This window comes from Cognatishimia sp. SS12 (assembly GCF_028369055.1).
In the GTDB taxonomy this organism is placed as follows: domain Bacteria; phylum Pseudomonadota; class Alphaproteobacteria; order Rhodobacterales; family Rhodobacteraceae; genus Cognatishimia.
On record NZ_JAQNCZ010000006.1, the window covers coordinates 47019 to 68593 of the forward strand.

At 60.9% G+C, this 21575-nt stretch carries 20 protein-coding genes; 10 read left to right on the plus strand and 10 right to left on the minus strand.

The annotated features are described in order from the left end of the window. The first annotated feature begins 68 nt into the window (after positions 1 to 68). The 3 genes from N6L24_RS13680 to N6L24_RS13690 all read left to right on the plus strand — a co-directional run bounded on the left by N6L24_RS13680 (position 69) and on the right by N6L24_RS13690 (position 1798). The gene (locus N6L24_RS13680; RefSeq protein ID WP_271845258.1) at positions 69 to 824 is read left to right on the plus strand and encodes an IclR family transcriptional regulator; all 756 of its coding nucleotides are present in this window, start codon (positions 69 to 71) and stop codon (positions 822 to 824) included. Positions 825 to 897: 73 nt separating this feature from the next. After that, positions 898 to 1320, plus strand: a complete 423-nt coding sequence (locus N6L24_RS13685; RefSeq protein WP_271845259.1) for a hypothetical protein — start codon at positions 898 to 900, stop codon at positions 1318 to 1320. Next, positions 1313 to 1798, plus strand: a complete 486-nt coding sequence (locus N6L24_RS13690) for an ImmA/IrrE family metallo-endopeptidase (protein WP_271845260.1) — start codon at positions 1313 to 1315, stop codon at positions 1796 to 1798. Before N6L24_RS13685 ends, N6L24_RS13690 begins: the two co-directional genes overlap by 8 nt. Before the next feature lie 85 nt (positions 1799 to 1883). On the opposite strand, the gene N6L24_RS13695 is transcribed toward N6L24_RS13690, so the two are convergent. From N6L24_RS13695 to N6L24_RS13705, 3 genes are all read right to left on the minus strand, one after another. Continuing rightward, positions 1884 to 2033 carry a hypothetical protein gene (locus tag N6L24_RS13695; RefSeq protein ID WP_271845261.1) on the minus strand — a complete coding sequence of 50 codons (150 nt, stop codon included), beginning with the start codon at positions 2031 to 2033 and terminating at the stop codon, positions 1884 to 1886. Between the two features lie 144 nt (positions 2034 to 2177). Continuing rightward, positions 2178 to 3188, minus strand: coding sequence for an NAD(P)H-quinone oxidoreductase (locus N6L24_RS13700; protein ID WP_271845262.1), 1011 nt, complete (start codon positions 3186 to 3188; stop codon positions 2178 to 2180). A 65-nt stretch (positions 3189 to 3253) separates the two neighbouring features. Then, complete coding sequence (locus N6L24_RS13705; protein WP_271845263.1) at positions 3254 to 4195, minus strand: DUF6282 family protein; 942 nt, start codon at positions 4193 to 4195, stop codon at positions 3254 to 3256. 152 nt (positions 4196 to 4347) lie between these two features. On the opposite strand from N6L24_RS13705, the gene N6L24_RS13710 reads away from it, so the two are divergent. Both N6L24_RS13710 and N6L24_RS13715 read left to right on the plus strand, forming a co-directional pair. Beyond that, positions 4348 to 5154, plus strand: coding sequence for an IclR family transcriptional regulator domain-containing protein (locus N6L24_RS13710; protein WP_271845264.1), 807 nt, complete (start codon positions 4348 to 4350; stop codon positions 5152 to 5154). Between the two features lie 61 nt (positions 5155 to 5215). Further along, positions 5216 to 6142 (plus strand): ABC transporter substrate binding protein, encoded by a 927-nt coding sequence (locus tag N6L24_RS13715; protein WP_271845265.1) that lies wholly within the window; start codon positions 5216 to 5218, stop codon positions 6140 to 6142. Here the strand turns inward: N6L24_RS13715 and N6L24_RS13720 are convergent. Further along, on the minus strand, positions 6139 to 7038 hold the full coding sequence (locus N6L24_RS13720) for a hypothetical protein (RefSeq protein WP_271845266.1): 900 nt from the start codon (positions 7036 to 7038) through the stop codon (positions 6139 to 6141). The two genes, N6L24_RS13715 and N6L24_RS13720, sit on opposite strands and share 4 nt — an antisense overlap. A gap of 6 nt (positions 7039 to 7044) precedes the next feature. Further along, positions 7045 to 7827 carry an HpcH/HpaI aldolase family protein gene (locus tag N6L24_RS13725; protein ID WP_271845267.1) on the minus strand — a complete coding sequence of 261 codons (783 nt, stop codon included), beginning with the start codon at positions 7825 to 7827 and terminating at the stop codon, positions 7045 to 7047. A 198-nt stretch (positions 7828 to 8025) separates the two neighbouring features. On the opposite strand from N6L24_RS13725, the gene N6L24_RS13730 reads away from it, so the two are divergent. Beyond that, positions 8026 to 8979 carry a tripartite tricarboxylate transporter substrate binding protein gene (locus N6L24_RS13730; RefSeq protein ID WP_271845268.1) on the plus strand — a complete coding sequence of 318 codons (954 nt, stop codon included), beginning with the start codon at positions 8026 to 8028 and terminating at the stop codon, positions 8977 to 8979. 95 nt (positions 8980 to 9074) lie between these two features. On the opposite strand, the gene N6L24_RS13735 is transcribed toward N6L24_RS13730, so the two are convergent. Together N6L24_RS13735 and N6L24_RS13740 are read right to left on the minus strand one after the other, a co-directional pair. Further along, positions 9075 to 10700: an MFS transporter gene (locus N6L24_RS13735; RefSeq protein WP_271845269.1), complete on the minus strand. Its 1626-nt coding sequence runs from the start codon at positions 10698 to 10700 to the stop codon at positions 9075 to 9077. 143 nt (positions 10701 to 10843) lie between these two features. Further along, positions 10844 to 11920: an SMP-30/gluconolactonase/LRE family protein gene (locus N6L24_RS13740; RefSeq protein ID WP_271845270.1), complete on the minus strand. Its 1077-nt coding sequence runs from the start codon at positions 11918 to 11920 to the stop codon at positions 10844 to 10846. Positions 11921 to 12040: 120 nt separating this feature from the next. Between N6L24_RS13740 and N6L24_RS13745 the strand changes: the two genes are divergently transcribed. Beyond that, positions 12041 to 12907 (plus strand): LysR family transcriptional regulator, encoded by an 867-nt coding sequence (locus tag N6L24_RS13745; protein ID WP_271845271.1) that lies wholly within the window; start codon positions 12041 to 12043, stop codon positions 12905 to 12907. Here the strand turns inward: N6L24_RS13745 and N6L24_RS13750 are convergent. Beyond that, on the minus strand, positions 12904 to 14172 hold the full coding sequence (locus N6L24_RS13750; RefSeq protein ID WP_271845272.1) for a type II toxin-antitoxin system HipA family toxin: 1269 nt from the start codon (positions 14170 to 14172) through the stop codon (positions 12904 to 12906). The two genes, N6L24_RS13745 and N6L24_RS13750, sit on opposite strands and share 4 nt — an antisense overlap. Continuing rightward, on the minus strand, positions 14165 to 14476 hold the full coding sequence (locus N6L24_RS13755) for a helix-turn-helix domain-containing protein (RefSeq protein WP_271845273.1): 312 nt from the start codon (positions 14474 to 14476) through the stop codon (positions 14165 to 14167). The genes N6L24_RS13750 and N6L24_RS13755 overlap by 8 nt, the downstream gene beginning before the upstream one ends. Before the next feature lie 182 nt (positions 14477 to 14658). Here N6L24_RS13755 and gmd point away from each other — a divergent pair, with 182 nt between their 5' ends. Genes gmd through N6L24_RS13770 form a run of 3 tightly spaced genes read left to right on the plus strand, consistent with a single transcriptional unit; the run spans position 14659 to position 18916 of the window. Then, a complete protein-coding gene (gene gmd / locus N6L24_RS13760) occupies positions 14659 to 15678 on the plus strand; it encodes a GDP-mannose 4,6-dehydratase (RefSeq protein WP_271845274.1) in 1020 nt (339 codons plus the stop codon). Continuing rightward, the gene (locus N6L24_RS13765) at positions 15678 to 18161 is read left to right on the plus strand and encodes a glycosyltransferase (RefSeq protein ID WP_271845275.1); all 2484 of its coding nucleotides are present in this window, start codon (positions 15678 to 15680) and stop codon (positions 18159 to 18161) included. The genes gmd and N6L24_RS13765 overlap by 1 nt, the downstream gene beginning before the upstream one ends. 2 nt (positions 18162 to 18163) lie before the next feature. After that, on the plus strand, positions 18164 to 18916 hold the full coding sequence (locus tag N6L24_RS13770; RefSeq protein WP_271845276.1) for a sulfotransferase family 2 domain-containing protein: 753 nt from the start codon (positions 18164 to 18166) through the stop codon (positions 18914 to 18916). On the opposite strand, the gene N6L24_RS13775 is transcribed toward N6L24_RS13770, so the two are convergent. Continuing rightward, a complete protein-coding gene (locus N6L24_RS13775) occupies positions 18913 to 21573 on the minus strand; it encodes a DUF4214 domain-containing protein (protein ID WP_271845277.1) in 2661 nt (886 codons plus the stop codon). The genes N6L24_RS13770 and N6L24_RS13775 overlap by 4 nt on opposite strands. Positions 21574 to 21575 lie beyond the last annotated feature (2 nt).

Sequence of the window (21575 nt, forward strand, 5' to 3'; positions counted from 1 at the left end):
TATATCTTGAATAATGCAAAGAATTGCCTATCCTTGTCAATGACAAACACCGACCGAAGGGTTCCGCCATGAGCACCCCCCTGAATGGATCCCTGTTGAAAGGGGTCGCGATCCTTGATCTTTTCACCGCCGAGCGCCCTGAAATCACCGCCGCGATTGTCACCTCTGAACTGGCCATGAACGCGGCCACGGCGCATCGGTTTCTGACAACGCTGGTTGAGGCCGGGGTGCTGATCAGCTTTCAGCGCGGACGCTATTGCCTCAGTCAGAAAATGCGCGATCTGGGGCGGATTGCCGACCAATCGCTGCAACTGGGCACCTTGGTGCAGCCGATCATCGAGCAGGCAGCACGCACCTTAAATGAATCGGTGATGGCCTGCCGCTTTACCGATCTGGGGCCGCAGTGCCTGGCTGTTGCGTCCTCGTCCCGGCCAATTTCGGTGAATATCAAAGTGGGCACCACCCTGCCGATGCACGCCAGCGCGCAGGGCAAACTCTGGCTGGCCTTTGCCGCGCCGCGCGCCCGCGCCGCCCATCTGGCAGAATTGGCGCTGGTGCCCCACAGCGCGCGCACCATCACCGACGCTGCGACCTTTGACGCCGAGCTGGACAGCATCGCTACGCAAAAATGCGCCACCAATAGCGGCGAAAACGAAGAGAATATCGGGGCCTGCGCCGTGCCGGTGTTTGATGCGCAGGGCCGGATGATCCTGTCGCTGTCCGCCTTTGGCATGCTGAGCCGGTTTGACGCCGCCCTGCAAAGCCGCGCCCGCGCCTGCCTCAGCCAAGCCGCCGCAGAGATCACCGCACTGGGGGTGTGTTAGGTCTGTCGAAAGGATTGTCGGGGCAAGTTACAAACCTAAGATCCCGTCTCGCAGCAGCCAAAATTGAGGGCAAATGCCGGAAAAACAAGACAGGTCATGGTTCAGCAAAGCTGAAAATTGCTGGTTACTCATCGCGTGTGGGTTGGGCATGCTCAATCTCTTCTTGATCGCTCTGCTTTGGAATGTCTCAGGCCAATTGCCAAAGATGGACAGCCTGTCGATTTCCCTCACCGTGCTCGAGATTTTTCTCGCCGTGATCGCAGTCAGCGGATTTTTCCTCATCCGAAGCGCCGCCATGAGCCGCGCGGAGGAAGAGGCCGCGCGCGTTGCTGAAGGGGTTGCCAAGCGCGAGATCGCAGATGTCGCGCCCCCTCTTGTGAGGCGTACGGTCGCAGAATATATGAAACACCTAGAGCAAAAAGGTGGTACAACCGACACAAGCGATAGCACTCAGGATATGATGCAGGCGCTGGATAGGGAGGGCGACAATGATTGATGAAATGTCAGTGGTCAACGACTTTGCGTCCCGTCTGCCGGTTGACGTGATTGGAATCTTTGACGCTCTGAGCATCGACTATGTAGAGGAACCAATGGCGCCGGGCCAATCCGGACGCATCCACTACGAAGATCCATTCTGCACCGTTACCGTCAATGCCACCGAGGGTCCGCAGCGCAAGCGGTTCACTGCAGCGCACGAGCTGGGCCATTACTTGTTGCATCGTGATCTGCTCGACGGGAAAAAGCACTTGGATCGGTTGTTCTCAGATAGCGGGCGCGACAATCCCTATGGGCCGCTTGCCCCGTCGCATGAAGTGCAGGCCAACAAATTTGCTGCCGATCTCCTGATGCCTGCCGGGATATTGCGAGCAAGGTATGACCCCGCCCGCGACAATGTCACGGAACTCGCAGATCTCTGCGACGTGTCCCACGCCGCGATGGAGATCAGACTGAAGGCGCTCGGCATTCGCCCCTAAAAACAACATAATGTTGATTATGAGAAAACGGATCGTTGATCTGACCCTCTCAGGCTCTCGTCCTCAGCCTGCACCTTCGGGGCCGTCAAAACCAGAATGGAACAAAGCTCTCTTCGTCTGACGTCTCTTTGGCGGGCGGTGCGGCGTGGGTGCGGTGCCGGGCAACGGCATAGAGGCTGGCGATGATCAAACACCCCAGTCCGACGCAGACCGCCACGATTGCCCAGCTTTCCATTCTCGCCCCTCCGAACAGGGATCAGCGTTTCAGCGAAGCGGCCGCAACTTGCGCCGCCGCCGTCCCACATGAACGCTAAGGGCGCCCCGCGCGCTCAGGACAGCACTTCTTCAGCCCGTTTCGCGCTGCGGAACGGGCCGCCGCTCAGGGGCGCGGCGCAGTTTCGACCCGCGCGCTGTCGACAGCGAGAACGACCTTGCCGATCTGCAGGTTCTCATCGAGGATCCGATGGGCATATTGCACGTCGTCAAAGGCGACGGTTTCATGCAGCCGCGTTTTGATTTTGCCCGCCTCAAGCAAAGGCCAGATGTCGCGGACCAGTGCGGTGGCAATGGCCCCTTTGTAATCGGCACTTCGGGGGCGCAGCGTGGAGCCGCAGAGCGTTTGCCTGCGCCGCACCAACTGTCTGAGGTTGATATTGGCCTCGGCCCCAAGATGGCTGGCGATCAGAACCACCCGGCCGTCATAGGCCAGCAGATCCAGCTGCTTTTGCGTGTAAGGCCCGGCCTGCCCGTCCAGAACCACATCCACCCCCTGCCCGCCCAGTTGCGCGCGCAGCTGCGCATCCCAGTCCGCGCGGTAATCAAAGGCTTCGATCGCCCCGAAATCGCGGCAGATCTGGCGCTTTTCTTCGGTGCCCGCCGTGGCAAAAACCCGGGCCTGCCGGAGCGCGATGGCCATCTGAATGGCCGCCATGCCAACCCCGCTGGTGCCGCCTTGCACCAGCAATGTTTCCCCTGGTGCCAGACGGCCCAGCAGCATCACATTGTTCCAGGCGGTAAAGAAAACCTCGGGCAGCGAGGCCGCCTGCGCATAGGTAAACCCCTGGGGGATCGGCATGCATTGCTGCGCGGGCACGGCGCAATATTCGGCATATCCGCCGCCGTTCGCCAAGGCGCAGACCGCATCGCCCACCTTGGGGGTGTCCACATCCTGCCCGGCCTGCACAACAATACCCGCCACGTCGAGCCCCGGCAGATCGGATGCGCCGGCGGGCGGCGGATAAAGCCCGCGGCGTTGCTGAATGTCCGGGCGATTGACCGCCGCTGCGATCACTTCGATCACGACATCATGCGCGCCGCACTCTGGCACCGGGCGCGTCGCATGCCTGAGCACCTCCGGGCCGCCGGTGCCTTCGAATTCTACGACTGTCATTGCGTTTGCCATGGGGATGTCCAGCTGTCAGTGTGGGGCATAGGGTCTGGCTTTCGGCGCGGCGGTCATTCCACCGAGGCGCCGACCAATTTCGCAGGATTGTCACGCACCATGATGCGGACCTCATCCTCCGAGAAGCCGAGCGCAAGGCACAGTTTGATGGCCTGGCGCATACCTTCGACGGGCGTGGGGTTGTCGACCTGACCCAGGTCCGATCCGATCGACGAATGCGCGACACCGGCGGCCCGGATATGTTCGGCCAGCAGCTCGGGTTCATAGACGTTGAACCGGCTGTCGATATAAAGACATGCCGATTGTTCGATCAGCGCTTCAAAAGTTTCTGCGATCTCTTTGATGTCGTCATAGGTGAAATGCAGCCCATACATCGGATGGTTGACGATCAGGCGATTGACCCCGCGGGATTTCGCCTCTTCGAACAATTTCCAGATTTCCCACACATGCAGATGCCCCGAGGACAGGATGGCATCAAATTCCGCAATGCTGTCGAGGATCTCCTTCACCGGATCGATGATGCCGCCACGATCATCGACAACCGACAGCATCTTGGGCTCTTTGAGGGCCACGTTGGAGGCCAGCCGCGATTTGCGGAAGTTGGACCGAATATGGTTTGCCGAATGCGCGGTGGGCATCCAGATGATTTTCGCGCCGTGCTTGAGCACCGAGTCCACCACATGCGGGTTAAACCCGCCGGTCGAATTATTGAGCACCAAGCCGCCATACATCGCCACATCAAGATCGCCCAGAAGGCGCTCCATAATCGGGATAATGGGGGACACGGAATAGTGGTGGTCCTTGAACAGGATGCCCTTCATGCCCGCGGCCGCCGCTTGCTCTACCGCCTGGAAATGGTCGATCTGGCGCGCCATGATCGAGGGGCCGGAGTGGACATGCAGATCAAAGGCCCCCTGCATGAGCGCATCGACACGGCTGTCGTCAATTGCGGCGATCAGGTCTCTGACTTTGCTACGGTTTTCTTCGCTTCCCATCTTTTCTCCAATCAACCTGGCGGGCGCATGGTCGCTGTGACCTTTGTGCTGACCATCCGCTTGACGGGCAATTTGGACAATGTTTAGATCAGGTTGTTTCGCCAGACAAAACGGTCCGGACGCGCGGACCAGACAAAGGGGAACAGTGCATCATGGGTATTCGGGCCATTGAGCGGGCGATAAACGTCCTTGCCGAGTTGAACCGGCGGCCCATCACAACGGTGCGGCAGCTGCATGCGGCAACCCAGCTGCCCAAGCCGACCATTGTGCGAATTCTGCAAACATTTGAAGAGCTTGGCCTGGTTGACGGCGACTCGCGGCTGGGGGGGTATCAGATCACGGCGCAGGTTGCGGCGCTCTCCAGCGGCTATTGGAAAGATCCGATGGTTGTCGAGGCCGGGCGCTCCTGGGCGGTGGCCCTGACACGCCGGCACAAATGGCCGGTGGCGATTGCCCTGCTGGACGGCACCGAAGTCACCATCCGCTTTTCCACCATTCCCAATAGCACAATCTCGCCCTTCCACAGCTCGGTCGGGCGCAAGCTGCCGATCTTAACGCGCGGCCTGGGGCTGGCCTATTTTGCCTTTGCCTCCGACGAACGGCGCGCCTTTATTCTGCGGCTGCTCGCCGGTTCTGATGATCCAGAGGCCCAGATGGCCCGCGAGCCCAGTCAGCTTGCCCATCTGGTCGAGTCCATTCGCCGCGCCGGATATGCCACGCGGCTCGATCATGTGGAGCCGAAGAATTCCGATACCATTGGGGTGCCGATATATGACCCGGAGGGGGAGGTGGCCGCCAGCCTCGGCATGACCTATTTCCGAAGCGCCTATGACTCCTCCAAGAGCGCCGCTGACGAGATCGTCCCCCACCTGCAGCGCGCCGCCAGTGAAATCACCACCGATCTCAAGCGGCTGTCCGCAACCCTGGGAACACCCCGGAGCGACGAACCAACTTCCTAGCCAAGTTTCGGGGGCGGCGCGCGCGCCGGATCTGGACCATTCAAAGAGAGGACAAAGCGCGATGAAGAGGCACAAAATCGGGCTGCTGCACTACGTTCACGAAAACGATCCGTTCTTTGATACCAGCGCGGTGCAGCGTGTCCGGCAGACGCTGGCAAGATATGGCTATCACGACGGCGAAAATGTCACCTTTCACGAGGCCTATGGCGGCCGGGACTTTGAGCGCACCGTGGCGCTGGCGCAGGCCATGGTGGACGCGGGCGTCGATGTCATCTGCTCGTTTATTTCCAACGCCAACAAAGCCGCAAAAATCGCCACCGAAACCACGCAGACGCCGGTGGTGTGCTGGTCGTCCTATCCGCTACAGGAAGGGCTGGCAGAAAGCTACCTGCAGCCGGGCGGCAATTTCACCGGCTTTACCTATGATCCCTACCATAATCTCGCCAAGGTCAGGGCGCTGAAAATCGCCGATCCGACGCTCAGTGATATCGGCTATTTTTATGATCCGACCTATGGCCCGGCCCGCCATGCGCTGCCCGAGATTGCCCAGGCGGCAGAGTTGCTGGGCCTCACGCTGCACCACGGCAAGGTCGCCGCAGAAGCCGAGATCCTGCCCACATTGGAAACCCTCATCGCCGGCGGGGCGCGGGGCATTGTGGTTGGGCCGCATGAAATGCTGAACCGAAACGGCAAAGCCATCGGCGCGTGCCTACTCAGCCACGGCATCCCGGCCAGTTGCAACCAAATGTCGATCTTGCAGGCCGGCGCGCTGGTGCGGGTGTCCAATCCGGCCGCCAAAGGCTGGGACAGTGTCGCGGGTATGATTGACCAGATCCTGCAGGGCACGCCGGTGGCCAGCTTGCCGTTTGATCGCGGGCTCAAGGCCCCGATGGAGCTGAACCTGACCAATGCAGCCAAGCTGAACCTTAGCCTGCCGGCGTATTTCATCAACGAGGCCGACCGCGTGATCGGCGCGCCGCTGCCTTAGTCTGGCAAAGGATAATCCGCCGCATTCAGCACCCAGCCTGGCTTGGCGTTAAAATCGGCGCGCGGCGGGCAGAACACATCCACAAGCTGATTGCGCCCTGCCCCGATGGCCCGGCTGGTGTGGATGACGGGCGGCGGAATGACCAGCGCAGACGGCCCGTCCACTTTCAGATGCACATCCTCTTTCCAATCAGAAAGATCGGTCGTCCAGGGCCATCTGAGGTGATGCATATACGCCCCCTCAAGCAAGAGCGAACATTGCTCAAAATCGTCATGGGTATGCGGCGACATCTTGGTGGTGTCCCGCGGGCCCTGATAGGGGTAGATGATATTCAGCATAAAGGTTGTGCAGCGAAAAAGACGCCCAAACCGGCCCTCTTTGGCGGGCACATCCAGCGTGTAATGCCGCACGCGATGCCCGTCCGGCGGCGTGGGCAGGGGCTGAAACTCCGGCATATGGCTGCGCGGGCGCTGATACGCCCCGGCATTGGCGCATTGGGCTAGCAAATCCGCGGCCTTTGAGGTGAACATGCGGATCAGCACACCGCCCTGATCCGAGGTGATCTCGGTCTCACCGGGGGGCAGAAAGGCAATCGAATTGCCCGCGATTTGCGTGGTTGTGCCCGCAAAACTCACAGCCGCGCCGCCTTCGGGCAACAGCAGCACATATTCATCCGGCTGATCTGCCCGCGACAGCCGCGCGCCGGGCACCAGTTCGGAATAGGCGATGATGAAATTCTTGCCGCGCAGCAGCCATGTCTTGCCACTGGCATCCTCGATCTGCGGCGCGCTGTCATAAAAGGTGGCGATCTGATGCTCGGCCACCAGCCCGGTGGGGGGTTTGCCGGCTTTTGCAGCTGGGCTCAGCTGCGCGCGGGGGTCGGATTTATCATACATTGCGATTCAGCCTTTCGGTTTCAGTGCGGCGCGCGTGCCCGCCAATGTGGCGATGGCCGCCGTGCGCAGAAATGTTTGGTCCGAGCCGACGACAAAGGTCGTGACGCCGTCGTGAAACAGCGCCTGCGCATCTTCGGGCGAACCGGCCATGGCGCTGACGGTTTTGCCTGCGGCCCGCGCGGCGGCGATAATCTTGCTGGTGGCCGCCCGGACAGGGGCGCTGCCGGGCGCATCTTCGCCAAAGGCCACGGTCAAATCGCCCCGGCCAATGAACACGCCGTCAATCCCCTCGGTCGCGACAATCGCCTCGATATCTTCCAGCGCTTCGGGGTCCTCGATCATCGCGATGACCGTGGCGCGGTGGTCCTGCTCGGCGATATGCGCCGCAATCCCCTGCCCGCCAAAGGCCCCGGCACGCGTGGTCGCCGCATAGCCCCGCCGCCCGGGGCGATACCGCGCGGCCTGCGCGATCAGGGCGGCATCAGCGGCATCTTTGATATGCGGGACAAGCACGCCATCCGCGCCGCAATCCAGCACCGACAGGATCGCCGCTGGATCCGCGCTTTGCACCCGAACGAGCCCACCAATGCCCACGGCCCGGCAGGCCAAGAGGATGCGGTCGGTCGTTTCGCGGTTCAAAGGCGCATGTTCTTCGTCCACCACCACAAAATCATAGCCGTTCAGGCCCAGAATTTCGGTCGGCATCGTGCTGGCCATTTTGACAAATGTACCAACGAGAGGCTGGCGGTTTCGAAAGTGGTCCGCGAACCGGGGCGTGTCTTGGGGCATATGTGTTTCCTCGCAGCAGTCAACCGACTGATTGGGTTATCGCCCGCGCGCGCGATGTTGTAAGTTGGTTTGACCGGGCGTTTCGCCAGTCGGAATGCGCCAGCTTCGCAATTGCGGCAGACCCCGGTATTTCTGATGCTGCTGCCAGAGTGCGGGTCCAAGACGCTGGCCCATCAACGTTCCTGAGGAGGAGACAACATGAAATATCCGGTTATGACATCGGTGCTCGCGACGTGGCTGTTGGCAACGACAACGACGTTTGCGGCGGCGGACTGGCAACCATCCGGTCCCATCAAGCTGCTGATTGGCTTTGGCGCGGGGGGCGGCGTTGACACCCAGGCTCGCCTGTTGGCGGAGGATCTGCAAGACCGCAACGGATGGGAGATTATTCCGCAGAACGTACCGGGCATGGGCGGCGGCACCATGGCGGCGCAGCTCAAGGACGAGCCCGCAGACGGGCTGTCGATCGGCTTCACCGTGTCCGAACCCCTGGTCTACAATGTCCACGCCTCCGAGAATCCGGGCTACACGCTGGATGATTTCTCTTATCTGTCGACCGTCACCGAAGCGCAGATGGCCATTGTCGCCAAAGCGGACAGAGGCTGGGCCGATCTGGGCGACGTGATCGCAGCGCTGAAGAACGGAGAGAATATTTCCATTGGCGCGCAATCCTCCAACCTTGCGGACGGCAGCTATATGATCGGGGCGCTGCATGGTGTCGAACTGACCGTGGTGAACGTCAAAGGTGGCAAAGGCGGGCTGAACGGCGTGGTCGGGGACGATCTTGACCTTGCTTGGGTCGCAGGCTTTCAGGCACCGCTTGTTAAGCAGGGCGTTCTGGTCAATCTGGCATCAGCAGGATCCACCCCGCTGAAAAGCGACCCTGACGCGCCGCTGCTTGCGGATTTTGATGTGCCCTATACCTTCAGCAGCAAGTTCCTGTTGATGGCCCCCGCAGGCCTGCCCACAGAGGCACAAGAGGCCCTGGCAGAGGCGATCTCGGCCGTGGTCATGGACCCGGAAAGCAAGCTCAACGCCTATGTGAGCGAATTTTTCTCAGGCCCCGAAGCCATGACAGGCAACGATCTCAAAGCTTTCATGGATGTGCAATCTGAGCAAAAATTGAAACTCGTCTCAGATTCTGGCAGCTGACCCAACACAGATCGACCACGCGGGGCGCCTGTGGGTGCCCCGTTTTTTGTGCGCGGATACCAGAACCCGCAGGCTCGGATCCTCCCAACGTCACCTCACCCCTTGCGTCGCCCCGGGGTGCTGTGGATCTCGGCGGTGGAGTGGCGCTCGATCATGCGGTGCACGCGGATCGGCGCGTCGCCGCGATGCAGGCGGTGCAGCTTTTCAAAATTTTCTCCATCCGCTTCGGTGCGCCGTTCATGGTGGCGGATATATTCGACCCAGGTCGGCACATGATAGCTTTCGGTCCATTGATCCGGGTCTTCCATATCGCGCAGCAGCGCCCATTGCCCGGCCCCGTCACGGATCCGCATGCGCCGCCGCTCCGCCATCAGCGCCAGAAACTCCGGCACATCCGCTTCGTCGATCTTAAAATCAATCATCACCAGCACCGGCCCACTTTGTGGGCGGATATCCAGCGACAGCTCAGGTTCGACAAAATGCCCCGCCGGATCCAGCCGCATCTCGGCGCGATTGGGCAGTGGGGCCAAGACCCCGAACCCCAGCCCCAGCAAGACCACCACCCCGGCCCCCAAGAGCGCCGTCGGCATCCCCGCCGCCTCAGCCAGCGCGCCCCATATCCAGCTGCCGGCCGCCATGCCCCCGAAAGTCCCGGTCTGATGCAGCGCCAGAACACGCCCCACCACCCAGCGCGGCGTTGACAGCTGAATGGTTGTATTGAGCAGCGACATGGTCATCACCCAGGAGGCCCCGGCCAAAAACATGACCGCCCCGGCAACAAACATCGTCGGTGCGAGGACCGAAATCACGTAACACAGCGCATAGCCGCAGAACCCTAGCCGAATGATCGCCTCATTCTCAAACCGCTCGCGCAGGCGTTTGCTGGACACGGCGCCAATCACCGCCCCCAGCCCAAAAGCCCCCAGAAAGATGCCATAGATCACCGAGGTGCCACCCAGATTCTCGCGCACAATCACCGGCAGCAGCGCCTGCAGCGCAATGGCGGAAAACCCGAAAATACTGCCCCGCACCATGGTGCGCACCAGGTTCGGCGACAGCGCGACATAGCGCAGGCCCGCCACAAAGGCGCTGCCAAATTGTTCGCGCGGCAGGCGGCTGGCCTTGGGTTTTGATTTCCAGGCAAAGAGCGCGGAAATGATCGCAATATAACTCGCGGCATTGATCGCAAAGGCGGCGGCCACCCCGAATGAGGCCACAATCGCCCCCCCGACGGCGGGCCCGATGCTGCGCATCATGTTAAAGCCCATCGAATTCATCGACACCGCCGCAGGCAATTCCGCCTTGGACACAAGATCCCCCACCGTGGCCTGCCAAGACGGGTTATTGAGCGCCGTGCCGCAGCCAATCAGAAACGTGAACGACAGCAGCAGCCAAGGCGTCAGCAGCCCCTTAAAGGCCAGGACCGCCAGACAGACCGAAGCCACGCACATAAAGGCCTGCGCCCAGAGCATGATCCTGCGCCGGTCAAAATTATCGGCAAAGACCCCCGCCGTCAGCGAAAAGATCATCAGTGGCAATGTCACCGAGGATTGCACCAGCGCAATCATGCTTTCCGACGTGGTCAGCGAGGTCATCAACCAGGCCGCGCCCACGGCCTGCACAATGCCGCCAAAGTTTGAGGCCAGCGTGGCAAACCAGAGATTGCGAAAGGCCTGGTTCCGGAACACAGCCCATGTGGATTTTTGAGGTTCGCTGTGCATCCAAAGCTCCGGCTCAGACAATGGGGGTTGCAGCATTCAACCCAGTCTCGCCGATAATGTACAGCAGAGAACAGACGCAAAAAAGGCGCGCAGATCCTGCGCGCCTTTCTAACTCTGTGCGATACGCTCTGCGGTGATCCGCCTCAGCGGCCAGAGACCGCCCCGCCAAGCGCCGGGAAGCGCATGATGCTGAATTCGCCCTGGGTGGCATCTTCGCCGCCGTTCAGCACCGGCGAGCGGTGCAGCTCGTTGATGGTGACATAGACATAGCCATCCGGCCCCATCGCAAAGCCATCGGGCCAGGACATATTGTCGGCCTGATAGAGGATCTCATAGGTGCCATCGGCTTTGGTCACGCCCACCGCATCTTCGGTGATCGAAGTGATATAGACATTGCCGTCCGCATCCACGGTGGAGCCATCGGAAATCGGCTTGTCGCCATATCGCTGCACCCGCGCCGCCAACTCGGCCTCAGACAGGCTGTCGTCCAGCAGATCCGTGGTGCGCACGCGGTACATGGCGCTGGCGGTCATTGGGGCGAAATAGACCCATTCATTGGTCGGATCGATGGTGATCGGGTTGGCCCCGATCTTGGCCGGTGCCCCGCCAAGGTGAACAACCTTACCGTCGATCACCATATCGGTATCTTCCGGCACCGTGAAGGCCGAGGCCTCCAGCACACGGCGCGCGCGGCCCGTGTCCATATCCAGCACAATCAGCGCGGTGGTTTCGGCATTGGCCGTGTCGGTGATGTAGATCGCGTTATGTTCACGATCGACGGCAAGGTCGTTCAGAAAGCTGGATGGCAAAGTCGCTGGCTGCCCGAGGTAAAAAATGGCGTGCAGCGTCTCTGTATTGGTGTTCCAGCCCACGATGCGGCCGGTCTGCCCCTCAGCTTGACCGTCCAACATCCACAAAATGCCCTCGCGGTCCGCCCGCAGCCCCAGCACCCCTTTCAGCCCCGGGCCATCGCCTTCGGGTGCATTGGACCAGGCGGCATTGGGATAGGGTTTGGTCGAGCCATCAGGCATCACTTCGACAATGCGCAGCGCCTTGCCGTAAAACTCATGGACAGACATGAACATGCGCCCATCGGGGGCAATCGCCAGGTTGCCCGGCGGCATATCAGCAGTGAATGTGGCATAGGTTTCAATTTCGGCAAACGCCTGTGAACTCAGCCCCGTTGCAAGCAGCGCTGTGGTTACGAGTGATTTGAACATCGGTTCCTCCCTTACGACATTGTCGTCGTGCGAAAGGTGTATCATTTGATAAATTCATGCATAATACGGTGAATATCAAAACCATCGTTCGAAAAAACCAAATGGTTGCCGGGATTGCCCATGTATAGCATCGAAGATCTGCAAACCTTTGTCGCCATCGCCCAGCGGGGCGGCATCACCGCCGCCGCCAACAGCCAGGGGCTGTCCCCCGCCACGGTCAGCCACCGGCTGACCAAGCTGGAAAAACATCTGGGGGTGACGCTGTTTCACCGCACCAGCCGCACGGTGACGCTCAGCACTGAGGGGGAAGCGTTTTTCAACGAGGTGGAAACCATTCTGGAAACATTGGCCGACGCCGAGCTGAACATCGGCAGCCATGGCGGCAAGCTGCGCGGGCATCTGCGCGTCACCATGGCCCCCTGGATCCTGTCGCGCTTTATCCTGCCCAATCTGCCGAGGTTGCAACAGGCAGAGCCGGGGCTGACCTTTGAATTTCTTGCGGTGGACCGCTTTGTCAATCTGGCCGAGGAACGGCAGGATTGCGCCATTCGGGTTGGCAAATTGGCGGACAGCAGCTTTCTGTCGCGCAAATTGGCGGACAACCGGCGTATTCTCTGCGCCGCGCCTGCCTATCTGGCACAGCAGGGCACACCCGGTGCCTTGGCCGATCTGGCGCAGCACAAGGCCGTCTGCCTGCCCTGGCAGCGCGATTGGGGGCTGGGGGCGCATATGCCGCAGATCCATGTTGTGGTGTCCAATTCCGACACACTGACCGATGCCGCCACCCATGGGGTGGGCATTGCGCTGAAATCCGAATTGGCGGTGGCGCAGGAACTGGCCACAGGCCAATTGGTCGAAGTGCTGCCCGGCGCCCTGCCCGCCAGCGCGGCTCCGATTTCGTCTCTGCGCCTGCCGCATTTGAAGGATTCGCGCAAAGTGGATGCCTTTGTGCAATTCTGCTTCAGCTGTTTTGCCAGCGCAGATTAAGCCCAGCGGCGCGCAGCCGCGATCTCGCGCTCAATGGTCTGGCGCAGCGGCTTTGGCACGCCATGCTCCTGCGCCACCTGCGGCCAGTCCGCCAGCGCCGCATCCACCTCTGCGATAATCTGATCGCGGCGTTTGGCTTTGATCCCGCCGATCTCTGCCACTGTGGCAAAGGCCCCCTGCCCCGGCGCGCGCCCTTCCCCGGCGACGGCCATGGAATGTTCACCCCCCGGCCCCGGATCAAAGGTGACATCAAAGGCCGGCGCCAGATGCCACTGTCCCGCCGTGTCCATCAGCAAGGCGTGGTTGCGGATGTGATCATCGCGGCTGATCGCGCGCACATTGAACACCATGCGGCGAAACAGCTCTTCGGCGGTCTGCGCCTTGTTCAGACAAAGGGTTTTGGCCAGGCGCATCAGGTCGACATAATCAAAGACACCATGCTGCAACCCGGTGTTCAGCAGCCCCGCGACCGAGGCCATATGCCGCCGCCTGCCCTGATCGCGATCAAACCGATGGGTGGCAAAAAACGTCTCTAAACTGCCTTTTAGACTAAACATCTGCTGGCAATCGATCCCGGCGCGCCGCATCAGCGCGCCATAGGCGAGCTCGGCCTCGATCGCGCCTTTGGGGTCCAGGCTGCCGCGGCCCTTGATCAGCACATGGGTCCAGCCCTCTTGCCAGGGCGCGCGGTGATCGCGCAGGCTGCGCTGATCCGGGCCGATCTGGGCGACAAATTTCGGCCGCGCCCCCTGCGAGCCGCCGCTGATCACCCTGAGCCGCTGTAGCACCTCCAGGTCGGTCTCATCGTCAATCCGGCCAATCACCCCTTCAAACCAGCTCAGATCCAGCTCAGCGGCGCTCTGAGGGGCTGTCACGGGGCGATAGCTCAGTGCGCCCATGCCCTGCGTGCCCACAAAGGCCAGCCGGTGCAGATCATCAAGCTGCGCCCGCGAAGCCCCGGCGGCGTTGATTTCGCGATCCAGCAGCAATCGCCCCCAGCCATCTGGCAGGCTGTCTTCGAACAGACCCGGCAAGGCCCCGGGCCGGGTTTCAGGCCCGCGCAGCAGGCCGCTGTACTGGCGGGTGTGAACGGGCCAGATCGGCAGGGGCGCGGCGGCGAACTCCGCATCCCATTCTAAGGCAAAGCCGCGCCGCGCCGGATCGCGCCCCAGCTGCCCGATCACGCGCTCTTGCGGCCCGTCCCCCTGCCCTGCCCCCTGCCCGCCATAGCCCGGCGCAAGCGACACTGTCAGCCGCTCAATCATGCGGCCCCCGCGCGCGTTTGCGCCCTCTCTGCGGTGCGGTCAGATCATCCAATGTCGCCGCCTCTGGCGCAGGAAACAGCCGGGTAAATTCGGCCAGAGCGTCCAGCGATTCCGCCACCGCCAAGACCGTCGCAAAGCTGGCCGTGCCGCCGTTTTCAAACCGCTTGAGCGTCGCCAGCGACACCCCGGCCCGCTGCGCCAGCGCCGCTTGGGTGATATTCATCGCGAGCCGCCGTGCCTTGGCGGCGGCGGCGACGCGCTGATGCAGATCTGTGGCGGTGTAAAATTCGGGCAAAAGGCTCATATTCGATCCCATAACTGGCACTTCTGCCTTTATAGCATCAAATATGAGCCGTTATCAAATATTCTGCCCGCCACAGTTTTTGTGCCGCGGCAATCGTGGTGAGAACTTTGTTAAGAAAGCTGATTTTACAGTGGGGCATTCACCACCGAACCGGCGTGCTGCCGCTTTGAAAAGGATGCCACATGACAAAATCCGCCTTTATCACCGGGATCACAGGCCAGGACGGTGCCTATCTGGCAAAACTGCTCTTGCAAAAGGGCTACCGCGTGCACGGCGGGGTGCGCCGTATTTCACACCCCGAAACCACGCGGCTCGCCGCGCTTGGCATCGCAGATCAGGTCACGTTGCACAGTTTTGATTTGAACGAGATCAACAATATTGTCCGCGTGATCCGCGACACCCCGGTGGATGAGTTTTACAACCTCGCTGCCCAAAGTTTTGTCGGGGCCAGTTGGGAACAGCCGATTTATACGGGTGACGCCAATGGCATGGGCGTCGTGCGCATCTTGGATTGCCTGCGCACCTATCATCCAAATACGCGCTTTTATCAGGCCTCCACCTCGGAAATGTTTGGGCTGGTGCAAGAGGTGCCGCAGCGCGAAACCACACCGTTTTATCCGCGCTCCCCCTATGGCGTTGCCAAGGCCTATGGCCACTACATCACCATGAACTATCGGGAAAGTTTTGGCATGCATGCCTCCTCTGGTGTGCTGTTTAACCACGAAAGCCCGCTGCGCGGCAAAGAATTTGTGACACGCAAAATCACTCTTGGCCTTGCCAAAATCGCGCGCGGCAGCAATGAGGTTCTGAAACTCGGCAATCTCGATGTGCAGCGCGACTGGGGCTATGCCGGGGATTACGTGCGCGGCATGTGGTTGATGCTGCAACAAGATCAGCCGGATGATTACGTGCTCGCCACCGGCGTCACCACACCGATCCGAGAGTTTGTGCGCTATGCCGCCGAAGCCCTGGATATGGAGCTGGAGTTCATGGGGCGCGGGCTGAATGAAATGGCGGTGGAGCGCAAGACCGGCCGCCGCATTCTGGAGGTGGACCCGGATTTCTTCCGCCCTGCGGAAGTTGACCTGCTGATCGGCGACGCAAGCAAAGCGAAATCCTCGCTCGGCTGGCATGCGAAAATGCCGGTCAAGACCTTGGCCGCCATGATGGCCCAGGCCGATTTTGACGCGCTGCGCGCATGATGGGCGCGGCCCGAAATATCCGGCAGCGCGCGCAAGCTTTGCGCTATTGTGGTCATGTCGATGGGCTGCACGGCCCGGCAATCTGCGGCTGGGTGGCCACACGGGTCCGGCAACGCGGTGGGCTGCGTGTGGGTCTTTTTCTGGGCCCGCGCTGTCTGGCATCGGGGGTTGCCAACCAGTTTCGCGGTGACGTCGCCAACCAGGGCTATGGGCGCGGCGATTGCGGGTTTGAATTGCCGCTGACCGCGGAGGATATCGCCCTCATTACCGCGCAGAACCGCCCCCTCGAAGTGCGTCTGCTGCGGGGCGCGACCGCGGCGGCTGGGCATTTGCTTGGCCGCGTGACGCTGCCTGTGCACACGGATTTTGCAGCGCTAGAGGCGCAAGCCAAGATTGAGGTGTTGCGCGACCATTTGGCACCAGCATGCAGCGCCGTCATGGCCCTGCGCGACACCGAGGAAACACCCCGCCCGGTGCCTGCGTTGACGGCCCATACCGCGATATCACGGTCCGTTTCGCCCGCCATTGATGCTGCAGAACATGTCCCGATCGCGGCCTATACGGATTTTACCCGCAAACGCCTGCGCCGCGATGCGGCGTATGACATTGACCTGGCCGAGGACCGTGCCCATTGCCTCTATTGGTATATCACCCGCTATGGGCGCGACCGCGGTTTGCGCGTCCCGCTTAGCGCCGATGAAATTGCCTATCTCAACCAGCCCGTGATCCTCGGTGGGCTGACCGCACAGCTGCCACGGTTCATGTTTTGGCACCTGATGAACGCGCACGCGCAGCGCGCGGCGCTTGATCTGAATGATCCGGCCACTGTGCTCGCGCAGCAGTTCTGGTGGGTTCACAAGGCGGCCCCCGCATTGATGGTCGAGGATTGCCTGATCCCCGGCGATATGGCGGCCGATATGGCGCGCGTCCACCACAGCCGCCGCGACGACATTTACCCGCTGAGCAGTTTCATGGATCTGATGTTGCGCGAAATGCCCGCGCTGCAGTGTCTTGACCCCAGCTGCGCCACAGACCGGGCGACCCTGACCTTTGTTTTGATGATCCAAGCGCTGCGGCGGCCCGATATTCTGCGTTATCTTCCCGCCCAAAGCCTTGCTGCTGCGCTGACAGCCGATGACAGCGGGGCCTGCCCGCTCAGTGAATTTGCAACCACACTGTGGGAGGACGCGCCCGAGATCACCGGCGCTGGCTATCGCGCCGCGCTGGCGGATCGCGGTTTTGATCTGGGTCGCCGTGAATTTTTGACCCGCAGCGCGCAAGGGCACCGTCTGCATGCGGCGGCGCTGCCTGCGCCCTCGCCCAGCGGTCCAAGCGTAGATGTGCAGCTGATTGGTCCGCTTGGCAAAGCATCTGGCCTTGGCCAAGCGACGCGCCTGTCGCAACAGGCGTTGGCGCAGACTGGATTTTCGGTCAATGCCGTCGATTTTGGCCTTGATAATCCCGCGCCCGAAGGCTTCAGCAGCGCGGCCCAGCACGGGGGCTTTCAGCGCGCGCGGGTCAATCTGCTGCATCTGAATGCTGAAAGCATTCCGCTGGCCTTTGCCTATGCCCCTGACGTGATGAGCGGGGCCTATAATATCGGTTATTTTTTCTGGGAATTGGACAGCCCCGCCCCCTGCCATGATCTGGGGATGGATCTGCTGGATGAAATCTGGGTGTCCAGCGCCTTTGGCACTTCGATCTATCGCCCGCATTGCGACATCCCGGTCACAAATGTTGGCATGTGTTTTGAGGCCCCCGCCCCCCTGCCCCGCAGCGAGGCGCGCGGTTTTCTTGAGCGCCGCTGCGCCATCGCGCCGGATGCGTTTGTCTTTCTGGCGGTGTTTGATTCCTATTCCTTTGTGCAGCGCAAAAACCCGCTCGCCGTGATCCGCGCCTTTCAGCAGGCCTTTGCCACCGCAGACAACGCGCGGCTGATCCTGAAAACCCAGAATCGCGATCACGTGCTGGACCCGGTGCAAATGCGTATGTGGCGCCAGATTGATGCCGCGTGCCGCTTGGATCGGCGCATCACTTTGATCAACGAAACCTGGGCTTACGAAGATCTGCTGCGCCTGAAGAAAGGATCGGATTGCTATGTCTCTTTGCATCGCGCGGAAGGCTGGGGCTTTGGCATGATCGAAGCCATGAACCTCAAGGTGCCGGTGATCTGCACGGGCTATTCCGGCAATTTGGAATTCTGCACACCCGAAACAGCGTTTCTGGTTGATCACAGTCTGATTCCTGTCGCCGAAGGGGACTATATCTTTACCAAACGCGGGCAGATGTGGGCCGAGCCGGATGTGGCCCACGCCGCCAAGCAGATGCGCTGCGTGTTTGATGATGCCGCTGCGCGCGCGCAGCGGGTAGAGGCCGCCTGGCAGCTTGTTCAAGCCGATTTTTCCGCCGCAGCCATTGGCGCGCGCTATGCCAGCCGTTTGCAGGACATCCTAGAAGGGCGCGCCGCGCGGCAGGCGTCGTGATTATGCCAGGCACACCACGGATTGTCTTTCTGCATTTGCCCAAATGCGGCGGCACCACATTGCATCACCAACTGCTGCGCTGGTATCCCCGCGCCGCCTTTCACCCCGAGCGGCACAATGGTCTTTATCAATCGCGCATGATGAGCCTGGCGCAAAAGCAGGTTTTTTCCGGGCATTTTGATTTCTATTCCACGCAGTTTATTCCGGGGCCGCGGCGGATGATCACCTTTCTGCGGCAACCGCGCGACCGCCTGTTGTCGCTTTATCACTTCCATCGCGCCCATCGTGCAGAGTTCATCGCTGCGCATAATCTGACCTTGGCGCAGTTTGCCCATGATCATGAACTGGCCGGGTATTTCGCGGATCCTCACGTGCGCGCCCACCCCGGCGTTGACAACGCAATGACGCGCTATCTTTCGGATCACCCGCAGTTGCCCGGACGAGCAATGCCGCCTATGGCAGAACTATTTGCCGAGGCCTGCGCCAACCTAGAGCGGTTTGACGCAATCGGATTTGTGGAAAATTATGAGCGGAGCCTGCAGCAGATCGCGCGCTGCCTTGGCCAGACCGCCCCTGACGAGATCAAGCCCGAGCAGGCCCTGAGCGCGGTGACAGAAAGCAACCCACATCTGCGCCCTGTGCCCCGCCAAATGCCATGCGCGGCGACACAGGCATTGATGCATGAGCTGACCTATTGGGACGAACAGCTTTATGCCGCCGCTCAGAAACGTGCAGCATGGCTTGCCGCGGCTTAGACCAGAACAAACATATCCTCGTCAAAGGCATCCAGCGTCCGGTTCTGGAAAACAATGGTCATATCGTCCTGTGTCAGCTCCACATCATCGCCCACCTGCACCAGAGAATCGACAATCTCTGAGGCGCTGTTCTGGCTGTATTGCTGCAACTCCACCCGGTCCCAAGCCTCTATGTCGAGCACGATGCTGCGCCCATCAACGGTGGCGTTGAAGACAAAGGTATCTGCCAGCCGGCCGCCAAATAGTGTGTTGTCCCCCGCCCCGGCAGACAGCCGGTCGTCCTGACCCTGCGCCAGCATATATGCCGCAAGATCCGGCGCGCTACGCTGTTTGAATTCGGCGCTTTCGGAAAAGCCATACACCACCTGCGTGCGGCTGTGGCTCCCGGATTCAAGCCGGGCCGTCCAATTGGCAAGCCCGGTGGCATCCGGCGCGCGCTCAAGCACATTGTTGTAAAGCAAAGTGACAAAATCGCTGTTGCTGGTGGCACCATAGGTGGCGTTGAATTCCGGGCTGTTCACAAAACCGGAAATCACCTGCTCAAAGCGCATGCCATCTGCCAAACGGCCGGTCCAGTTTGTCAGCCCCGTCAGATCCGGCGCGCGATCCAAGGTCGCTTGGTAGAGGCGAAAAACCTCATCCGTCCAGGCCGCTTGGTACCCCGCGCGGCTAAAGGCGAGGCTGTCGATTTCGGTATTGCCGCGAAATTCGGGGCTTTCGGAAAATCCAACCACCACCTGCGCGCGGCTCATGGCGCCGCTGTCCAGCCGCGCGGTCCAATTGGCAAGCCCGGTGGCATCCGGCGCGCGATCCAGCACGTTGTTATAGAGCAGCGTCACAAACTCACCGTTGCTGGTGTTGCCATAGGTGGCCTGAAATTCGCCGCTGTTCACAAAACCATAGGCGACGCTGGCGAGTGTCTGCTGCCCATCCATCATCTGGTTGGCCCAGTTCAGGTGCCCGTTCACATCCGGGGCGCGGTCAAGCGTGGCCTGATAAATGCGATAGACCTGCCCCAAAACCGCGTCATAGCCTGCGGCCTGAATGGTTTCACCATAAAGCAGATCATCGGCACCCGACCCGTTCAGCGTGTCACCCAACTCGCTCCCGTACATCCGGTTGAAGACGCCGGTATAATCTTGCGGCAGCGTATTCACCACATGGGTGAGGTCAAAGAGATCAGCATTGGTGAAATCACGCGCCCGCAACATCGCCCCGTCATGCGAGCGCACATCCAGCACCTCATCGCGATAGCTGATCAACACTCCATCTGAATGCGGATCAAAGCTGAGCGCGGCACTGGAATAAAGATATCCCCAGCCCGAAAGGTCCAGACGATCGACACCAGCTTCAAAATCCATGACCGTATCGCTCTGCCCATCGCGCTCAAAGATGAACACATCCGCGCCGTCGCCGCCCCAAAGCTGATCGCTGCCGCGCCCATCCATCAGAATATCATCGCCCGCACCGCCATTCAGCGTATCACTGCCGCCGTTGCCATCCAGAATATCCGCGCCGCTGGTGCCGGTGAGGGAGTCGCGGGTGTCGCCATCCACCTCAATCACCCCCATCGTGCCCGGCGATACCCGCAGGTGACTGACATCCTGCGTGCCTTCGCCCGCCGCCAGCACTTCGATGCGCCCGTCAATTTCCACCACGCTCAGCGCGGCAATATCGTTAAGCGCCATAGCGGTGTCATCGGCTATGCTGTCATGATGCAACAGCGTGCCATCCGGCAACAGACGCAGCAGGCTCAGCCCGTCATCCGCCCCTGCCAGCACCACAAAGACATGGCCGTCGACCTCAACGGTTTGGACATGCACCGCCCCGCCAAAGCGGGTGGTCAAATTGTCATTGACCTGATCCGTGACCGTCAACGTGCCATCGGCGGCAAATTCAGCCACCACCAGCGATCCGGTGCCACTGGCGGTCATCAGCACATAATCCGTGCCGCCCATGGCAACCGTGCTCAGCGCGCTCGGGGTGGCAATGTAAAAATCAGTGCCGGTTTCCAAATGGTCCGTCATGCGCAGGCTGCCATCCGATTGCAGCGCAAAAACACTCAGCGTGCCGCTTTCGGTTGACGTCGCCATGACATAGGCCTGCCCACCCCGGGTGATCTGCGCCAGCCCGAGCAGATCATGCCCGCCGTTGTTGGCACCAATCGGCACTGTATCGGTGCGCTCCATGGTGCCGCTGTTGTTTTCGCGCCAAACACTCAGCCCGGCGCGGTCGGTGGCGGTGGTAAAGACGACATTGCGCCCGCCGACATAGGTGGCCGTGGCCGAGAGAATGGTATCTGAGGGATCAATCAGGAAATCACGCGCGCCAATGCGGCCACTGTCGGTGATGCCATAGCGCTGCACCCCCATGCCTGCCCCACCAAACAGCAAAATCTCACTTGCGCCATTGCCATCCAGATTTTGCGCCTGCGCCAACTTCAGACCGGCCCCCAGACCGCCGCTGATCGCAAAACTCTCGACATCCACGCGGCGCATGCCATCCAGCGGATCATAGGCCGCCAGACTGTCGCCCTGCCCCGTGACCGCAAAGATGCGCAGCCCGGCTGCGGTTTCGATCGCAATGATATCGCGCAGCGCCAGTTCGTCATCTGGATCGCCCGCCAAATAAGTGCCTTGATGTGAAAAACGTGTCATCC